Below are 16,403 nucleotides of genomic sequence, written 5' to 3'. Positions count from 1 at the left end.
TTTAACTCACCGTTAGCCAGAACGTGGAATAACTCGGTCAGAACTCGTAATTCACATTGAGTTCAATCGAGCGCTCTTCACCGTACCAGCAGTTCGCGTCGTCATAGCAGGTGTAACTCTCTTCATCAAAGAGGTTGTTCACAACTAGATTGGCCACGGCGCCGTTAAGTGACTCACTCATTGCGCCAAGATCATACCCCAAAGAGAGATCCACCAAGGTATAAGCGGGTACTTTTTCGCCGGTGTTATACGCATCTCTTTGCATCGCACCGACATAACGAACACCCCCGCCAACACGCGCGCCGGCCAACGGGCCATCGTACAAATAGTAATTTGTCCATAGATTGGCCGTGTGCTCTAGCACGTAAATCGGCGTCGTTCCCACTAAGGCACTGTCGACATCCTCTGTCACTTCCATATCCATGTAGGTGTAGCCCGCATTAAGATCCCAAGCGCTTGTGACCAACCAGCGGCCTTCTAGCTCAAGGCCCTGAGAACGCACTTCTCCTAGCTGAATCTTCGCGCGGTAGCTAGGGTCATTAGGGTCATAAGAGACCGCATCTTGCTTAGTAATGTGGAAGTAAGACGCAGTCATGCTCTGCGCGCCATCGTGTGATTGGTACTTAACCCCGACCTCAACTTGCTCACCGAGCTGAGGTTCAAGCGCATTACCGTCGATGTCTGTGCCTGAGGCAGGCTCAAAACTGGTTGCAAAACTCGCAAACGGGGAAAGGCCATTGTCAAACTCATACAACGCCCCAACGCGATAAGAAAATTGGTGGTGGTCAGCCGTATCGACGGTGTCGCTCCCAGTGGTGCTGGTTTTGCGGTCACTCGATTCGAAGCGATCATAGCGTCCACCCGCCAGCAGTACCCAATCGCCCAATCGAACTTGGTCTTGAAGGTAGAAGCCCAGTTGTTCGGTCTCAATCTTGTGGGTTTCGTCATACACCTCTGTCAACGCGTTTCTGTCTAACAGCGCGTTGTTGGGGCGAAAAACATTGAATCCATAGAACTCGGCGTTTGCAGCGTATTCACGATAGACGGAGTCCCCTTTGAGTTTGAGGTAATCGATGCCAAACAGCAGGTTGTGCTGAGCCTGCCCGACCGTCACTAAGCCAGACAATTGGTTGTCAATCACAAATGACTGCGATGATTCGTCCGTATCGTAAATGTTTCGGCTCATAGCGCCAGTGGACGCATCGAAACTCGTGGCTCTGTGGTAGGTATTTTCCTGATATAGGGAGGCATCGGCGTAGCGTGCGTTTTGTAGGAAGGTCCATTGATGGTTAATGTCGTGATTGACTTTATAACCGAGCATAAACACTTCACGCTCAAACTGACTCCAATTGACATCGCCTGCCGAGGTGGACGGTGACGTTGAACCGTTGGCGTTGCTGTCAATCATTCCCGACGCGGGCAGCGCTGAGTTGATCCCCATGTTCGGATCTTTTTGGTAGTACAAGTTGAGGTTAATTAACGTCCGCTCGCTAGCTTGCCAATCAATCGACGGTGCAATCACGTAGCGCTCTTCCTCTGCATTATCGACTTGACTGTCTCGTTTACGAGCAAGGGCCACCAAACGATAAGAGACATCACTCTCACCGATTTGACCCGTCGTATCGAGCGAGGTTTCCATCAGGTTTCTGGTTCCTGTCGCGACACTCAAACGCGTTTGGCTCTGCTGCTGCGGCGATTTAGCAATCATATTCACCATCCCGCCCGGCGGCATGGAACCGTACAACACAGAGGTAGGGCCTTTGAAAATTTCCACCTGTTGCAGTGCAATAGGATCGATTTGTGGTTGCAAGTTCCATCCTGTTAGATAGGGAAGCTTAAGCCCATCATAATAGCTCTCACTGTTGGCAAAACCACGAATCGAGAAGGTGTCGTACATAGTGACCGACGCCCCTTTTTTCTCTGTGACGACGCCAGGGGCGTATCGGAGCGCCTGATTCAAGGATTTGACACCGCGTTGCTCCAACTGCTCTGATTCAATCGTGGTGATCCCTTGCGGGGTTTCCTCTGGTTCTAACGCAGTTTTAGTGGCCGTGTTACGATACGCTTCGCCCAGAACGGTGATGGTGTCCATCGTTGAAGCGTCTCCGCCTTCGGCAGCGTAAAGGGGCGAAGAAAACGCTGAAATGAGCGCCAACGTCAATGTCGAGCGCTGAAAGTGAGTGATAGATTGCATATTGTCCTCAATTACCCATGCCTTATCTTAATAAGAATTAATATCATTTGCATTCTAAATTTTTTAATTGGGTAAAAGTTAACAATTTGGTGCAAAGTCACCGACTTTTGTTTGGCAGTGTTTTATTCGCTGCGAGCGCGCAATTCAGTCGGAGGAGGGAAAAAGAGAAAAAGGAGTGGAAGTCAGCGGACTGCGCCTTATCGCAACTCGATTGGCAACCAATACTCCATTTCTGCACTTGGCGATTCAGAGTAATAGTGAGCTGGATACACTTCCAGTTCAAAGCCATCAACGCCGCGGTAGTTTGAGCTAGGTAACCAATTGAGAATAAACCACTCTAGGGTGTCCGGTAGCCCACGAATCGAACCTTTATGTGTGACTACCGCATAAGTTTGAGCCGGAACGGACAGAGTACTCAACGTAGATGAGTGCGCCCTATCTGGAATTTGCCGCGCATCGCAAAGCTCAACCCCTGCCCAATAAGTCAGTGGCGCGGCATCAAATTGAGCGTGCTGAGTGTCGACCACCCCTACCCTCTGCCATTGGTCAGTGGAGTCTGGCAGCGCCTGTTCAAGCTGCTGCCACAACAGTGGGACTTGCGTGGCGAAGTTGGGCTGCGGTGAAAACAACCCACTGATGTGACCGTGACTGCCGCGAACATAAAATGCGGGCTTAGATTCGACTCGAATATGGACAAACGCAGCCTGATTGCCAAACTGATACGCTGTATCTCTATCCGAGGAAAACTGAAGAGGCTTTCTTAACCCTGTGCGTTTACCTGCCTGCCGATACGCTCTTGGACTGACGCCAAACTTGTGTTTAAACGCGCGGCTAAAGCTGACTTCCGAGCCAAAACCGAGCGCATAGCCGATATCAATGACCTTATCCTCACCATCGAGCAAACGTTCAGCCGCTTCGCTGAGCTTTAGCTCTCGCACATAATTGGCCACTGTCGTGCCCGTCTCGTTTTGAAAAACGCGTTGCAACTGCCAACGTGACCAGCAACTCTGCTGAGCCAACTCATCCAGCGTCATCGGATCTTCGATGTGGTGGTGAATGTAATCCAACACCTTACTGATCCGCTGAAATACGGCCATCGATTTATCTTGCTTGCTGTCGCTGCTCATCGCTCATCTTTTCAATGCCTGGTTCGCGAAGTGTCTCACATTCTATGAGCGCTGCAAATATGTGCTCAAGCTCGCCCAAATGACCATAGTCAACCTGACTCTTAATCTCATCACCTCTTGGTCCGCTCTGTTTGGTTTTTGCGCAATCGTTTTCGAGCTCATAGCGAACGCCGCCTTACCGGTTACTGTTCTTTTTTCTGCTTATTCAATTATTTAATAAATTAGTCTGACAAATATTAATCGATTGCCTTCTCAATAGTTGATGTATGTCAAATTGTCGTAGACAATACCCTGCCGTTTCAAACGCCTAGAAAGTAAGTGGCACTCCCTATTGTGATGATAGGTAGCACCGATTTTCTATTTATTCGCTGCGCTGATAATTTGGCGCAACAGATTTAAGACCCTTGTTTCTAAAGGAAAGATGATGGTAATACCAGAAAACAGCAGCATCGTGATTTTTGGTGCTTCGGGAGATTTAACATACCGTAAGCTGATCCCCGCGTTATACCACCTGTATGCGAACAAGCAGCTTCCAGAGAACTTTGCCATTTTGGGTGTAAGTCGTACTGAATACAGTGATGAATCGTACCGTGATAAGTTGAAGCGCTCTCTACAAGAGATGGAAAAGACGGTTCCAGAGACGCTCGATGCCTTCATCAACCATCTTCATTACCAAGCGATCAATACCTCAGACAGCACCGATTACAGCAAATTGGTCTCTCGTCTGGATGACCTTTCCAACCAGTACCAGTTCGAGCAACGCAATACGCTCTTCTACCTTGCGACACCGCCAAGTTTATACAGTGTCATCCCAGCCAGCCTTGCTGAACATGGGTTGAACAATGAAGAAGACGGCTGGAAACGCTTGATCATCGAAAAGCCATTCGGCTATGACCTAGAGTCTGCGCAAAAGCTGGACAAAGAGATCCACGAACATTTTCAAGAGCACCAGATTTACCGCATTGACCACTACCTAGGAAAAGAGACGGTACAAAACCTACTGGTGTTCCGCTTCTCTAATGCGATGTTCGAACCCTTGTGGAACCGCAACTTTATTGACTACGTCGAGATCACTGGCGCCGAGTTTCTCGGTGTTGAAGAACGTGGTGGCTATTACGATGGCTCTGGCGCTGTGCGTGATATGTTCCAAAACCACCTGCTGCAAGTGTTAGCGATGGTAGGGATGGAGCCGCCAGCACAAATCAATGCTGATTCCATGCGTGATGAAGTGGTGAAAGTTCTGCAGTGTCTCAAACCGTTAGACGAAGACGCACTGCGCAATGATTTGGTGTTGGGTCAGTACACGGCGTCTGAAGTCCGTGGCCAGCACCTATTGGGTTACCGCGAAGAAAATGGCGTTGCCGACGACTCGCGCACGGAAACCTACATTGGTCTAAAAGCTTACATCAACAACTGGCGCTGGAATGGTGTGCCTTTTTACGTACGTACGGGCAAACGCCTTCCTACTCGCGTGACTGAAGTGGTCATTCACTTTAAACAGACGCCGCATCCTGTATTTGGTCAAAATGCACCAGAAAACAAACTCATCATTCGAATTCAGCCTGACGAAGGCATTCAGATGAGCTTTGGTCTCAAAGAGCCAGGCGCAGGCTTTAAAGCGAAAGAAGTGAAAATGAACTTCCACTACGCCGACCTGCAAGAGACCCAAATGCTGACGGCTTATGAGCGTCTTCTGCTTGATGCCTTAAATGGAGATGCTACTCTATTTGCCCGTAGCGATGCGGTTGAAGCGTGTTGGAAGTACGTTCAACCGATTCTCGACTTCAAACAAGATCCACAAGCACTGTTTGGTTACGCTTGTGGTACTTGGGGGCCAAAAGAGTCTGATGACTTGTTAGCACGAAACAACCGTGCATGGCGCTTCCCATGTAAAAACCTGACAGATACGGACTACTGCGAACTATGATCAATCACAAGATCCACTCAACCGCGCAGCAGGTGGTAGAAAGCCTTGCCAACGATATGAAATCGTACAGCGAGCTTGGCCGACCTGTTCACATTTCACTTTCCGGCGGCAGCACACCTAAGATGCTGTTTAACCTGTTGGCCCAGGCCCCATACGCGGATACCATCGCTTGGCAAAACCTCCACTTCTGGTGGGGAGACGAACGCTGCGTTGCACCGGATGACGCGGAAAGCAACTACGGTGAAGCAAATGCTTTGCTATTTAGCAAAGTGAACCTACCTGCTGAAAACATCCACCGTATTCGCGGCGAAAATGACGCCGAGCAGGAAGCGCTGCGCTTTGCCAACGAGATGGCAGAGGTTATCCCGTGTGAACACGGTACGCCCGTGTTTGATTGGATTCTATTGGGTGTTGGCGCCGACGGCCACACTGCCTCTTTATTCCCGGGTCAAACCAACTATGCGGATGAGAACTTGTCTGTTGTCGCTTCTCATCCTGAATCTGGCCAACTACGCGTGTCAAAAACCGCTAAAGTGCTAGAAGCAGCAAAACGAATCAGCTACCTCGTTCTTGGCTCAGGTAAAGTTGATATCGTGCACGAAATTCACACCACTCCAGCAAGCGAACTGCCTTACCCCGCGGCGAAAATTCAGTCGAAAGCGGGTGAGACGGAGTGGTACTTAGATTCTGACGCAGCGGCGAAAATCGCATAACGCGGTTGCTCGTCCAACGAGAACATATTGGAGAGAAATAATGAAAGGTGATATCGGTGTTATTGGCCTAGCGGTAATGGGTCAAAACCTTATCCTCAACATGAACGACCACGGCTTTAAAGTGGTGGCTCACAACCGTACTGCTGCGAAAGTAGACGAGTTTCTAGAAGGCCCAGCGAAGGGTACCAACATTATTGGTGCTTACTCACTTGAAGAGTTGGTTGAGAAACTCGAAACGCCACGTAAAGTGATGCTGATGGTTCGTGCTGGTGACGTTGTTGACACTTTCATCGACAACCTAATCCCACTTCTAGACGAAGGTGACATCATCATCGATGGTGGTAACACTAACTACCCAGACACTAACCGCCGCGTAGCGCACTGCCGTGAGCAAGGCATTCACTTCATCGGTACTGGTGTATCTGGCGGTGAAGAAGGCGCACGTTTCGGTCCTTCAATCATGCCTGGTGGCGCTGCGGAAGCTTGGGAAGCGGTTAAGCCTATCTTCCAAGGTATCTCAGCAAAAACTGACGCTGGTGAACCTTGTTGTGATTGGGTTGGTAACGACGGTGCTGGTCACTTTGTTAAGATGGTACACAACGGTATCGAATACGGTGACATGCAGCTAATCACTGAAGCTTACCAGTTCATGAAAGACGGTCTTGGTATGTCTGCTGACGAGATGCAAGCTGTATTCGCTGATTGGAACAAGACTGAGCTCGACAGCTACCTGGTTGAAATCACGGCTGACATCCTTGGCTATAAAGATGAAGACGGTGAGCCTCTCGTTGAGAAGATCCTAGACACAGCTGGCCAAAAAGGTACGGGTAAGTGGACAGGTATCAATGCCCTAGACCTAGGTATTCCACTGACACTTATCTCTGAGTCAGTATTCTCTCGCTGCCTATCTGCACTAAAAGACCAGCGTGTTGAAGCTGAGAAGCTGTTCGGCAAGACAATCACACCGGTTGAAGGCGACAAGCAAGAGTGGGTTGACGCACTTCGTCAAGCGCTACTAGCGTCTAAGATCATCTCTTACGCTCAAGGCTTCATGCTAATGCGCGAAGCATCAAACGAAAACGGCTGGGATCTTAACTACGGAAACGTGGCACTAATGTGGCGTGGTGGTTGTATCATCCGCTCTGCATTCCTAGGCAACATCCGTGATGCGTACGAAGCGAACCCAGACATTGCATTCCTAGGTTCTGACGAGTACTTCAAAAACATCCTACAAAACAGCCTAACAGCATGGCGTAAAGTGGCAGCGAAATCTCTAGAGTCAGGCATCCCAATGCCATGTACGATTTCTGCGCTATCTTTCCTAGACGGTTACACAACGGCTCGTCTACCAGCGAACCTTCTGCAAGCTCAGCGTGATTACTTCGGTGCGCACACTTACGAGCGTATCGACCGTGAGCGTGGTGAGTTCTTCCACACCAACTGGACAGGTACAGGCGGTGATACCGCATCGACCACATACGATGTGTAACCTGTAGCGCAACCATTGAATCGGGCGCGAAAGCGCCCTTTTTTGTTGGCTCATCCCGTTGATAGATGAGGTTGGGTGATCTCATCCCCTCATCTACGCCTATAATTAAAAAAGTGTGGATGATGTCACACCTTGACCACTCACCTAAATTGGAGTGGCAATATTTACTTAGTAGGGCTCAATTATGACTATTAACAAACACTTTGTATTTGTTCCATCGGATGTTGAACAAGCAAATAACAAGAATAATAGAGTAATTTCTGATAAAGAGACTGAGCGTCAGGCACTAGTAAAACAAGCCCAACAACAAGGCGGGCTACAAGGCTAAAAAATAAGAGCGCCATTCGGCGCTCTTATTTTTTACTCTAACAATCCCAACAACTTCAGCTTACGATAAACGGTATTTCGACTCACACCTAAACTGCGCGCCACTTGGCTGATGTTACCTTTTGACACTTGATAAGCATTGAGCAATGCGCTATTCACAGCAGTTTGCAAATCTTGTCTCTCGTCATCGCAACTCTCAGACTCAGACACCATTGCATGAGCTAAGTGGCTAGGCAGATGCTCAATACTCAGCCACTCTTCATCCGGATTAAGAAGCGCGGTCACCTTGAGTAGGTTGTCTAACTCTCGTAAATTTCCCGGCCACGAATAACCATCCAGTGTGTCAAGTAGCCTTGCGCTTAGCTGCTGGTTATCCCGCTGGGCATGCTTCTGGTGCAGCGTTTGAATTAACTCACGTCGGTCGTGTCGAGTTCGAAGTGGCGGTAAAGTGATGATTAACCCATTGAGTCGATAGTACAGATCCTGACGAAACTGCCCTTGCTCAACGAGCTTGGCTAAATCTTGATGGGTAGCGGCGATAATTTGGACATCGACTTTATAACTATCCCCACTGCCAATAGGTGTAACCACCTTGTCTTGCAATACCGTTAACAGGCGGCTTTGAGCTTCATAAGGCATCTCGCCAATTTCATCTAAAAACAGACAGCCTTTGTCCGCTTGCCGAACCTTGCCGATGTAGCCCTTGCTGTTCGCCCCTGTAAAAGCGCCCGACGCGTGACCAAACAGCTCAGACTCGATGAGCTCCTTTGCGAGGGCACCGCAATTTACAGTAACCAAAGGTGCTGAACGCCGAACGCTGCTAGCATGCAACGCTTTGACAAACTCCCCCTTACCCACGCCAGTCTCACCAAGCACTAGCAAGCTGATATCTTTGCCATATAAACGACTCGCTTGCTGCCAAGCCTGCTCAACCAAAGAGTCGCCATAATGAAGTGAATTGTCCGTGTTGAAGCGCTTCCTACGCCGAGTTTGGGGGCCAAGCGCCGTCTGTTGCACAATTAAGCCTTGCTGGCGTTGTGATTGCTCAAGTACTTGCTCAACCGACATGCCAATTAAACCAGAGTGACGTATTAGCTGTGAAGCCACTGGGTTGTGGGCCAAGACCTTACCTCGCTCATCAGCAATCACTATGCCTTGCCAGCCAGAACTGAGGAAGGAAGAGTCTGTGGCTAAGTTGAGTTGCACAGCACCGTCAGGTACAGAGGCTAACAATCGGTTTTCCACCATCTGAACCATATTTTGCACCAGTAACTGCTCGGTGGCATCGTGGGTTTTCTGCTCACTAGTGACATCCAAGATACCAACCAAGGTACCTTGATGATTGAAGAGTGGGCTCGCCGAACAACTGATGAATCGGTGATGTTTGATGTAATGTTGCTCCCCAACGATGGTGAGCGCGCGACGTTCATGGATCGCTGTACCGATGGCGTTGGTTCCCTTAACATGCTCCAACCAACACGAACCTGTGCCGAGTGAAATGGCCGCTAATTTATCGCGAAATTTATCTTGTCCCCAAGTCGCGAGAATCACGCCCTGTGGATCGGTCAAGATCAAACGACTGTCTGTGCGAGCCATCACTTGATTGAACAGAGGAAGCGCACTGGTTTCCACCGCCTCAATGACCTCACGACATTGAAAGCGACGTTCATCCAATTTCGCTTTGCTTAACGTAATGTCTTCTGGCTTCCTCACTTCTCTTAGACCCGCATGGCTACTGCGTGTCCAAGAAGAAGCCAACCAGTCTTGCGTGTTCATCGATCGCAGCTGCATACCTGCTCCAATAGTCAACAATCAGATGTGTCAATTTGGAACAGCTGAACATTCCTGCCCGCTTTCCAAAGCGCAAAAAACTCGCACCCATAACACCGTTACATTATTGGAAACTCTAGCTCGACAACATGTTTACAACAAGTTTTTAACACTTGGTCTGTGATTTGCCTAAGTATTTCTTGTCCATGTGTTTAAAACACCGTGCGATAGATTCGAAGATCAGTACCTTCGCCGATTTGATACACATGAACAATCTACCCAGAACAATAACGATAGCGCCCAGCGCTACCAGTAATCTGAACGAGAAACATAAGGACTTCACATGATCTATGCTCAACCCGGAACTCAAGGTTCACTTACGAACTTCAAGTCTCACTACGACAACTACATCGGAGGAGAATGGGTGAAACCAGTCAGCGGCGAATACTTTGACAACGTCTCTCCCGTCAATGGCAAAGTGTATTGCCAAGTCGCACGTTCTTCCGCCGAAGATATCGAACTCGCACTCGACGCGGCGCACCACGTTCGCTCGGCATGGGCATCCACGAGCGTCACTGAACGCGCCAACATCCTGCTTAAAATCGCAGATCGCATCGAGGCTAACCTTGAAGAACTGGCCGTGGCCGAGACTTGGGAGAACGGAAAACCGGTACGTGAAACGCTGGCCGCTGATCTACCGTTGGTTGTCGACCACTTCCGCTATTTCGCTGGCTGTATCCGAGCACAAGAAGGCAGCGCCGCCGAACTGGATGCCACAACCGCAAGCTATCACTTTCCTGAGCCGATTGGTGTTGTTGGTCAAATCATCCCATGGAACTTCCCCATGCTCATGGCGGCGTGGAAACTTGCGCCAGCGCTTGCCGCGGGCTGCTGTGTGGTATTAAAGCCGGCAGAACAAACACCCACGTCCATCTTACTCTTGATGGAAAAAATTGGTGACTTAATCCCGGCGGGAGTCATTAATGTTGTCAACGGCTTCGGCAATGAAGCAGGTCAAGCACTTGCTACCAGTAACCGAATCGCCAAACTGGCCTTTACGGGGTCAACAGAAGTCGGTAACCACATCCTCAAATGCGCCGCGGATAACTTGATACCGTCCACCGTTGAGCTGGGCGGTAAATCGCCCAATATCTACTTCCCTGACATCTTTGAACACGAGGATGAGTACCTAAATAAATGTATAGAAGGCACATTGCTCGCTTTCTTCAATCAGGGCGAAGTCTGTACTTGCCCTTCTCGTGTCTTGGTGCACGAAGCCGTGTATGACCAGTTCATTGCCAAAGTCGCAGAGCGAGCAAAGAGCATTCAACAAGGCAACCCGCTTGATACGGACACACAAGTCGGAGCGCAGGCCTCTCAAGAGCAATTTGACAAGATTCTGAGCTATTTGGAAATTGGCCGCCAAGAGGGGGCAAATGTGGTGTTCGGCGGAGAAGTAGCCCCGCAAAGTGACGACATTGCCTCTGGCTACTATATCCAACCAACACTACTTGAAGGCAACAATAAAATGCGTGTCTTCCAAGAGGAAATTTTCGGCCCTGTCATTGCGATCACCAAGTTCAAGGATGAAGCAGAAGCGCTCGCGATAGCCAACGATACGGACTACGGCTTGGGGGCTGGAGTGTGGACACGTGATGCCAACCTTGCCTATCGTATGGGGCGTCACATCGAAGCTGGCCGAGTGTGGATAAACTGCTACCATGCCTACCCTGCCCACGCCGCCTTTGGAGGCTACAAGAAATCAGGCATCGGGCGTGAGACACACAAAATGATGTTGGATCACTATCAAAACACCAAAAACTTACTTATCAGCTATGACGTGAATCCACTTGGGTTCTTCTAGGTAAGGCCATCCGACGTTTCACTGGGCACACTTGCGTGTGCCCATTTTTATCTGGCCACTTGAGCAATGCTAGAATGATCTTTCTGAGGATTGACGCGCTTTCTTCACGTCACCCCAATACAGTACTCCACTAGCCACCAGCGCTAAAAGTGACACCGTAAACAGTGCCGGCATACTCAAAATCCATGCAAATACCGCTGCGAGAAAAGCCACAAAACAGATCATACGGCTGCTCGACATCACGCGACCTAGTTTTCTACTCATAACGCCTCCTATCACTGGAAAGGAATGGGGAAACTGGGTGATATCGGTGACAGATGCTTCGTCATGAGTACAGTTAGAGAGTGGCAGAAAGGGAGATAAATTAACCTAAAACAAGCTCAAAATAGCTTTAGATGTGATCATGGCAGTCAGCACAACACAAAGCGCATCACCACTCGTCGATAGGCCAATATACATCAATAAAGAAGTACACCGTCATGGCTAAGCTAGACAAGGCGACGAAACGTTTCACCGTTTGCTGCGCTACTCGCCTAGACACACGTGCCGCCAAATACCCGCCGCTTAGTGTACCCATCATGACCGCTATACCACGAGGCCAGTCTATTGCCCCTTCAGCGACAAAAATAACGATCGCCACCAAAGAGACCGCCGAGGAAATCAGCAGTTTAAGACCGTTCATTTGATTAATATTTTGATAGCCTGCTAACACAAGGTAGCTCAATACAATCACGCCAAGCCCTGCATTGAAGAAACCGCCATACGCCGCGACGAAAACCAAAAACAGTGTCAAGATGACGCTTTTAAGTCGAACTTCTCGAGTCGGATGTGTCGCCAGCCGTGACGCCCATGCGCTAATGTGATGACCATAAATAAACAGCAAGGTAGCAAACAGCAGCAGCCACGGAATTGCACCAAGAAACTGCTGCTCTGAGACACTCAATAACAGCCAAGCACCTAACGCTCCGCCGAGTAGACTGCCCAGAACAATTCGAATCATTTGTTTTTTTTCAGAAGCGATGTCTTCACGAAATCCATAGGCGCCACTGAGATAACCCGCGCAAGCGGCAAAGGTATTGGTGGCGTTTGCAACAATCGGCGGCACGCCAACAAACATCAGCGCAGGAAAAGTGATAAAACTGCCTCCCCCAGCGACGCTATTGAGTATTCCCCCCAACACGCCAGCGACGAACAACACTGCCCAATCCATACCACTCCAACCTTCGCTGCAAAAAGCATAATCTAACCAGTTTTCGAGGCGAGCCCAAGTAAAGAGCAACGAAACTGTGCGTTGGCTAACTTAGACCAAGGTATTGATTTCTCGCTGTTAATGTTCATCGAATTGACAGTGCAATCTCCTTCCACTCCTGGATTTCTTGTCGATAGTGCGCAGTCTGATCAGGGGTCATGCTGTTGATAATGGTCACCAGGTAACGTCTCGACAGCTGCTGGTTGTATGCAATTTTTTGCTCTAAATCGGCGCTATAGAGCTTGTCTGGAGTATCCATCAACGATTGTAGTTTAGGTTGGAAGAGTGAAGGTTCGACACGTACAGCAAGTAAGGCATTGAGCTCAACACGCATACGCGTCTGATGCGTGACCCAATCTTGATTGGTCAGTGTCATGTCCGCAACCCATTGATCAACCATCAGCTGCTGTTCATCGGTTAAGTCACCGATCCAAGTTTCGATATTCTCTTCTATACGCGTTTTGTATCGTTGCCGAATCGCTTCTTCAGAAAGGTCTTGGTAACGTTTTTTGTACTGGGTGTGCTTTACTCGGATATTGTCCATGAGCTCTTCAACTTGCTCATCAGACAGTTGGCTGGCCAGTTCGTAGAGTTCTGGCGTCACTTTTGCGACCAGACGAGTCGTGTGCGCCTCGAGCTTCTGCTGCTCAGAGATCAGATCATCGACAGTAAACGTGGCTGGCTCAATCGCCATCAACTCATCCAAATGTTCAATATAATGTGGGATCTCTTGCTCACGGTGCCACTCGCTCAAGGTGGCTATCTTCTCGCTTGCGAGGGACTCTTGGTCATCATCCAGTTCAACGTAGTCTTGTAAGTAACGTACCAACAACCAATCCATATTGTTGTACACAAACTTAGTACTGCACCCCACTAAACCGAGCGCGATCAAAAGCATCAGTCCAAATTTCTTCATTGCGGTTTCCTTTGCAACACACTGCTGATGTCCATTCTGTTTATCACGACTGCGCACTGGCAGTGGTGATAAACCAAGCAATATTAATACCAAACTTGAAAGTTGCTATTGGTCGGTCAAGGCCTTCACCTCTATTCAACACTCCATGACCGACTTCTGTAATACGACCACAAAAATCCATAGAAGTTTGACATTGTTAACGCTAGGTTGCGCCAACGTCAGCATCGTATCCAAACTCTTTACACAAGCTGTAATAAGAATTACTTACCTTGACAGACGCAAAATCGATCACTCGCTAGTATAGACATCAACGGTAACCAATAAGGAGTCTCCGTGATGAAAAAACTCATTCTACTTTCAACGTTAATCCTAAGTTCTTCTGTGTTGGCGTCAACGCAAACCACACAATCACATCGCTCACTGACGACGGGTGATTATCAGAGTAAGCAGATGGCTTACGAGGCGGGCTTTAAACTGATGGAAGAAGTGCGCGCCATGGATGCATCGGAGTTAAAACGTACACTTCCTATCCATCAAAGTAACGTTCTACTACCTTCTATCAAAGTGGAAGATATGACGGTCACCGTCGAAGAGTTCGCTTCTGAACGCGGCCAAGTTGCCTATAAAGCGCTAGTGAACGTCGACTATGAATATCAGTACCGCGAAAGCAATAATAGCTAGTAGCGCCCTTTCTCTGAAACAACAAAACGCAGGCATTTGCCTGCGTTTTGTTTTGCCTTGTTCCAAAAGATCGCATCCGATAGACAGGCAATAAAAAAGGAGAGCCTAAGCTCTCCTTTTCCTAATCCTAACAGCGAACTCTAATTAAAGAGCTGCTTTCGCTTTTTCAACAAGTACTGCGAATGCAGATTTGTCGAATACCGCGATGTCAGCAAGGATCTTACGGTCAATCTCGATAGATGCTTTCTTAAGACCGTTGATGAAACGGCTGTAAGATAGACCATTTTGACGAGATGCAGCGTTGATACGAGCGATCCATAGTTGACGGAACTGACGCTTCTTAGCGCGACGGTCACGGTAAGCGTATTGACCAGCTTTAGTAACTGCTTGGAAAGCTACGCGGTAAACACGTGAACGTGCTCCGTAGTAACCTTTAGCTTGTTTTAGAACTTTCTTATGACGTGCACGAGCTTGTACACCACGTTTTACGCGAGGCATTATGCTTCTCCTAAACTAAACGATAAATAAACTAAAAAGAATTAAGCGTATGGCAACATACGGGTAACAGCAGCCACTTCACAACGTGGAAGGATTGCGTTAGGACGTAGTTGACGCTTGTTCTTAGTAGTACGCTTAGTCAGGATGTGACGTTTTGTAGCGTGCTTGTACTTAATACCACCAGCAGTTTTCTTGAAACGCTTAGCAGCACCTTTGTTGGTTTTCATCTTAGGCATGATGAATAACTCCGCATTGTAGTAGTTTAATAAACACGTAATCAGGGCGAATAAAACCCCGCCATTTGACCGTAAGGTAAACGGCGGGGTTGAATTACTTGTAAGCCGTTAATTACTTCTTCTTAGGGGCAAGAACCATGATCATCTGACGCCCTTCAATTCTGCTTGGGAAAGATTCCACAACAGCAAATTCTACTGTGTCTTCTTTCAAGCGCTTGAGAACATCAACACCGATGTCTTGGTGTGCCATTTCTCGGCCACGGAAGCGAATTGTTACCTTCACTTTGTTGCCTTCTTCAAGGAAACGCGTCAGGTTGCGTAGTTTTACCTGATAGTCTCCAATATCAGTTCCAGGACGGAATTTTACTTCTTTAATCTGGACCTGTTTTTGCTTTTTCTTCTGCTCTTTAGCAGATTTGCTCTTCTCAAAGAGGAATTTACCGTAGTCCATTACACGACATACTGGTGGCTCAGCGTTTGGACTGATTTCAACCAAATCCATACCTGCTTCTTCAGCAGCTGCGACTGCTTCTTGGATAGAAACAACACCCACTGATTCGCCATCAGCACCCGTCAAACGAACTTCACGAACGCCACGAATTTCACCGTTTAAACGATGAGCATTTTGTTTGGCCGGTACTTGGCCGCGTCTTCCGCCTTTAATAGTTTATTCCTCCAGATTGAGCTTACGGGTAGAGATCTCGTCTTGGATGTATGCAATAAAGTCATCCACTTTAAATTTACCGAGGTCTTTACCTTTACGAGTACGTACTGCGATTTCGCCGGCTTCCATCTCTTGGTCACCACAAACCAGCATGTATGGTACACGCTTTAAAGTATGTTCGCGGATTTTAAAGCCAATCTTCTCATTTCTCAAGTCTGCTTTTGCTCTAATTCCAACTTTTTGTAGTTTTTGAGCCACTTCCTTCGCGTAATCAGACTGCTTATCCGTAATATTCATGACAACAGCTTGCTCAGGAGATAGCCAAGTTGGGAAGAAGCCAAAGTACTCTTCGATTAGAATACCGATAAAGCGCTCAAGCGAGCCCAAAATCGCACGGTGGATCATAACTGGAACTTGACGTTCGTTGTTCTCATCCACATAAGAGGCACCTAGACGGCCAGGTAGGTTGAAGTCTAGCTGCACCGTACCACATTGCCATGCACGATCAAGACAGTCATACAGAGTGAATTCGATCTTAGGACCATAAAATGCGCCTTCGCCCTCTTGAATTTCGTATGGAATGTCCATCGATTGCAAAGATTGCTTCAACGCTTCTTCCGACTGATCCCAGATCTCATCCGATCCCACTCGCTTTTCAGGACGAGTCGAGAGTTTAACGACGATGTTCTCGAAGCCAAACGTCTGGTATGTGTCGTAGACCATCTTAATACAGCCCGTCACTTCCTCT

General features: G+C 48.4%; 16 protein-coding genes. 6 read left to right on the top strand and 10 right to left on the bottom strand.

Features of this window, described 5'->3' with window-relative positions:
- Positions 1-37 precede the first annotated feature (37 nt).
- Both AC6R1A_RS05275 and AC6R1A_RS05270 read right to left on the bottom strand, forming a co-directional pair.
- Positions 38-2,194, bottom strand: coding sequence for a TonB-dependent siderophore receptor (locus AC6R1A_RS05275; protein WP_500633974.1), 2,157 nt, complete (start codon positions 2,192-2,194; stop codon positions 38-40).
- A gap of 197 nt (positions 2,195-2,391) precedes the next feature.
- Positions 2,392-3,321 (bottom strand): GyrI-like domain-containing protein, encoded by a 930-nt coding sequence (locus AC6R1A_RS05270; RefSeq protein WP_500632976.1) that lies wholly within the window; start codon positions 3,319-3,321, stop codon positions 2,392-2,394.
- A 424-nt stretch (positions 3,322-3,745) separates the two neighbouring features.
- Between AC6R1A_RS05270 and zwf the strand changes: the two genes are divergently transcribed.
- The 4 genes from zwf (at position 3,746) to AC6R1A_RS05250 (ending at position 7,778) form a co-directional block, all read left to right on the top strand.
- Positions 3,746-5,248 carry a glucose-6-phosphate dehydrogenase gene (gene zwf / locus AC6R1A_RS05265; protein ID WP_334552192.1) on the top strand — a complete coding sequence of 501 codons (1,503 nt, stop codon included), beginning with the start codon at positions 3,746-3,748 and terminating at the stop codon, positions 5,246-5,248.
- Positions 5,245-5,961, top strand: coding sequence for a 6-phosphogluconolactonase (pgl, locus tag AC6R1A_RS05260; RefSeq protein WP_500632975.1), 717 nt, complete (start codon positions 5,245-5,247; stop codon positions 5,959-5,961). The genes zwf and pgl overlap by 4 nt, the downstream gene beginning before the upstream one ends.
- A 40-nt stretch (positions 5,962-6,001) precedes the next feature.
- The gene (gnd, locus tag AC6R1A_RS05255) at positions 6,002-7,450 is read left to right on the top strand and encodes a decarboxylating NADP(+)-dependent phosphogluconate dehydrogenase (RefSeq protein ID WP_500632974.1); all 1,449 of its coding nucleotides are present in this window, start codon (positions 6,002-6,004) and stop codon (positions 7,448-7,450) included.
- 184 nt (positions 7,451-7,634) lie between these two features.
- Positions 7,635-7,778 (top strand): hypothetical protein, encoded by a 144-nt coding sequence (locus AC6R1A_RS05250; RefSeq protein ID WP_500632973.1) that lies wholly within the window; start codon positions 7,635-7,637, stop codon positions 7,776-7,778.
- Between the two features lie 32 nt (positions 7,779-7,810).
- On the opposite strand, the gene AC6R1A_RS05245 is transcribed toward AC6R1A_RS05250, so the two are convergent.
- Complete coding sequence (locus AC6R1A_RS05245) at positions 7,811-9,568, bottom strand: sigma-54-dependent Fis family transcriptional regulator (protein WP_500632972.1); 1,758 nt, start codon at positions 9,566-9,568, stop codon at positions 7,811-7,813.
- A gap of 322 nt (positions 9,569-9,890) precedes the next feature.
- Between AC6R1A_RS05245 and exaC the strand changes: the two genes are divergently transcribed.
- Positions 9,891-11,411 (top strand): acetaldehyde dehydrogenase ExaC, encoded by a 1,521-nt coding sequence (gene exaC, locus AC6R1A_RS05240; RefSeq protein WP_500632971.1) that lies wholly within the window; start codon positions 9,891-9,893, stop codon positions 11,409-11,411.
- A gap of 69 nt (positions 11,412-11,480) precedes the next feature.
- Here the strand turns inward: exaC and AC6R1A_RS05235 are convergent, their stop codons facing one another.
- The 3 genes from AC6R1A_RS05235 to AC6R1A_RS05225 all read right to left on the bottom strand — a co-directional run bounded on the left by AC6R1A_RS05235 (position 11,481) and on the right by AC6R1A_RS05225 (position 13,576).
- Positions 11,481-11,675, bottom strand: a complete 195-nt coding sequence (locus tag AC6R1A_RS05235; RefSeq protein ID WP_500632970.1) for a hypothetical protein — start codon at positions 11,673-11,675, stop codon at positions 11,481-11,483.
- Positions 11,676-11,841: 166 nt separating this feature from the next.
- Positions 11,842-12,621 (bottom strand): sulfite exporter TauE/SafE family protein, encoded by a 780-nt coding sequence (locus AC6R1A_RS05230; RefSeq protein WP_500632969.1) that lies wholly within the window; start codon positions 12,619-12,621, stop codon positions 11,842-11,844.
- 124 nt (positions 12,622-12,745) lie between these two features.
- Positions 12,746-13,576: a DUF6279 family lipoprotein gene (locus AC6R1A_RS05225; protein WP_500632968.1), complete on the bottom strand. Its 831-nt coding sequence runs from the start codon at positions 13,574-13,576 to the stop codon at positions 12,746-12,748.
- Between the two features lie 336 nt (positions 13,577-13,912).
- Between AC6R1A_RS05225 and AC6R1A_RS05220 the strand changes: the two genes are divergently transcribed.
- On the top strand, positions 13,913-14,257 hold the full coding sequence (locus AC6R1A_RS05220) for a DUF3316 domain-containing protein (protein ID WP_487901599.1): 345 nt from the start codon (positions 13,913-13,915) through the stop codon (positions 14,255-14,257).
- Positions 14,258-14,401: 144 nt separating this feature from the next.
- Here the strand turns inward: AC6R1A_RS05220 and rplT are convergent, their stop codons facing one another.
- From rplT to AC6R1A_RS05200, 4 genes are all read right to left on the bottom strand, one after another.
- Positions 14,402-14,755 carry a 50S ribosomal protein L20 gene (gene rplT / locus AC6R1A_RS05215; protein WP_009841742.1) on the bottom strand — a complete coding sequence of 118 codons (354 nt, stop codon included), beginning with the start codon at positions 14,753-14,755 and terminating at the stop codon, positions 14,402-14,404.
- Between the two features lie 41 nt (positions 14,756-14,796).
- A complete protein-coding gene (gene rpmI, locus AC6R1A_RS05210; RefSeq protein ID WP_140131889.1) occupies positions 14,797-14,991 on the bottom strand; it encodes a 50S ribosomal protein L35 in 195 nt (64 codons plus the stop codon).
- 112 nt (positions 14,992-15,103) lie between these two features.
- Positions 15,104-15,655, bottom strand: coding sequence for a translation initiation factor IF-3 (gene infC / locus AC6R1A_RS05205; RefSeq protein ID WP_334552191.1), 552 nt, complete (start codon positions 15,653-15,655; stop codon positions 15,104-15,106).
- Between the two features lie 3 nt (positions 15,656-15,658).
- A partial coding sequence (locus tag AC6R1A_RS05200) for an aminoacyl--tRNA ligase-related protein (protein WP_500646150.1) occupies positions 15,659-16,403 on the bottom strand: 745 nt, incomplete at its 5' end.

This window comes from Vibrio sp. R10-SG3-ISO3 (genome assembly GCF_059834225.1).
This window is presented reverse-complemented; position numbering and strand designations above follow the sequence as displayed.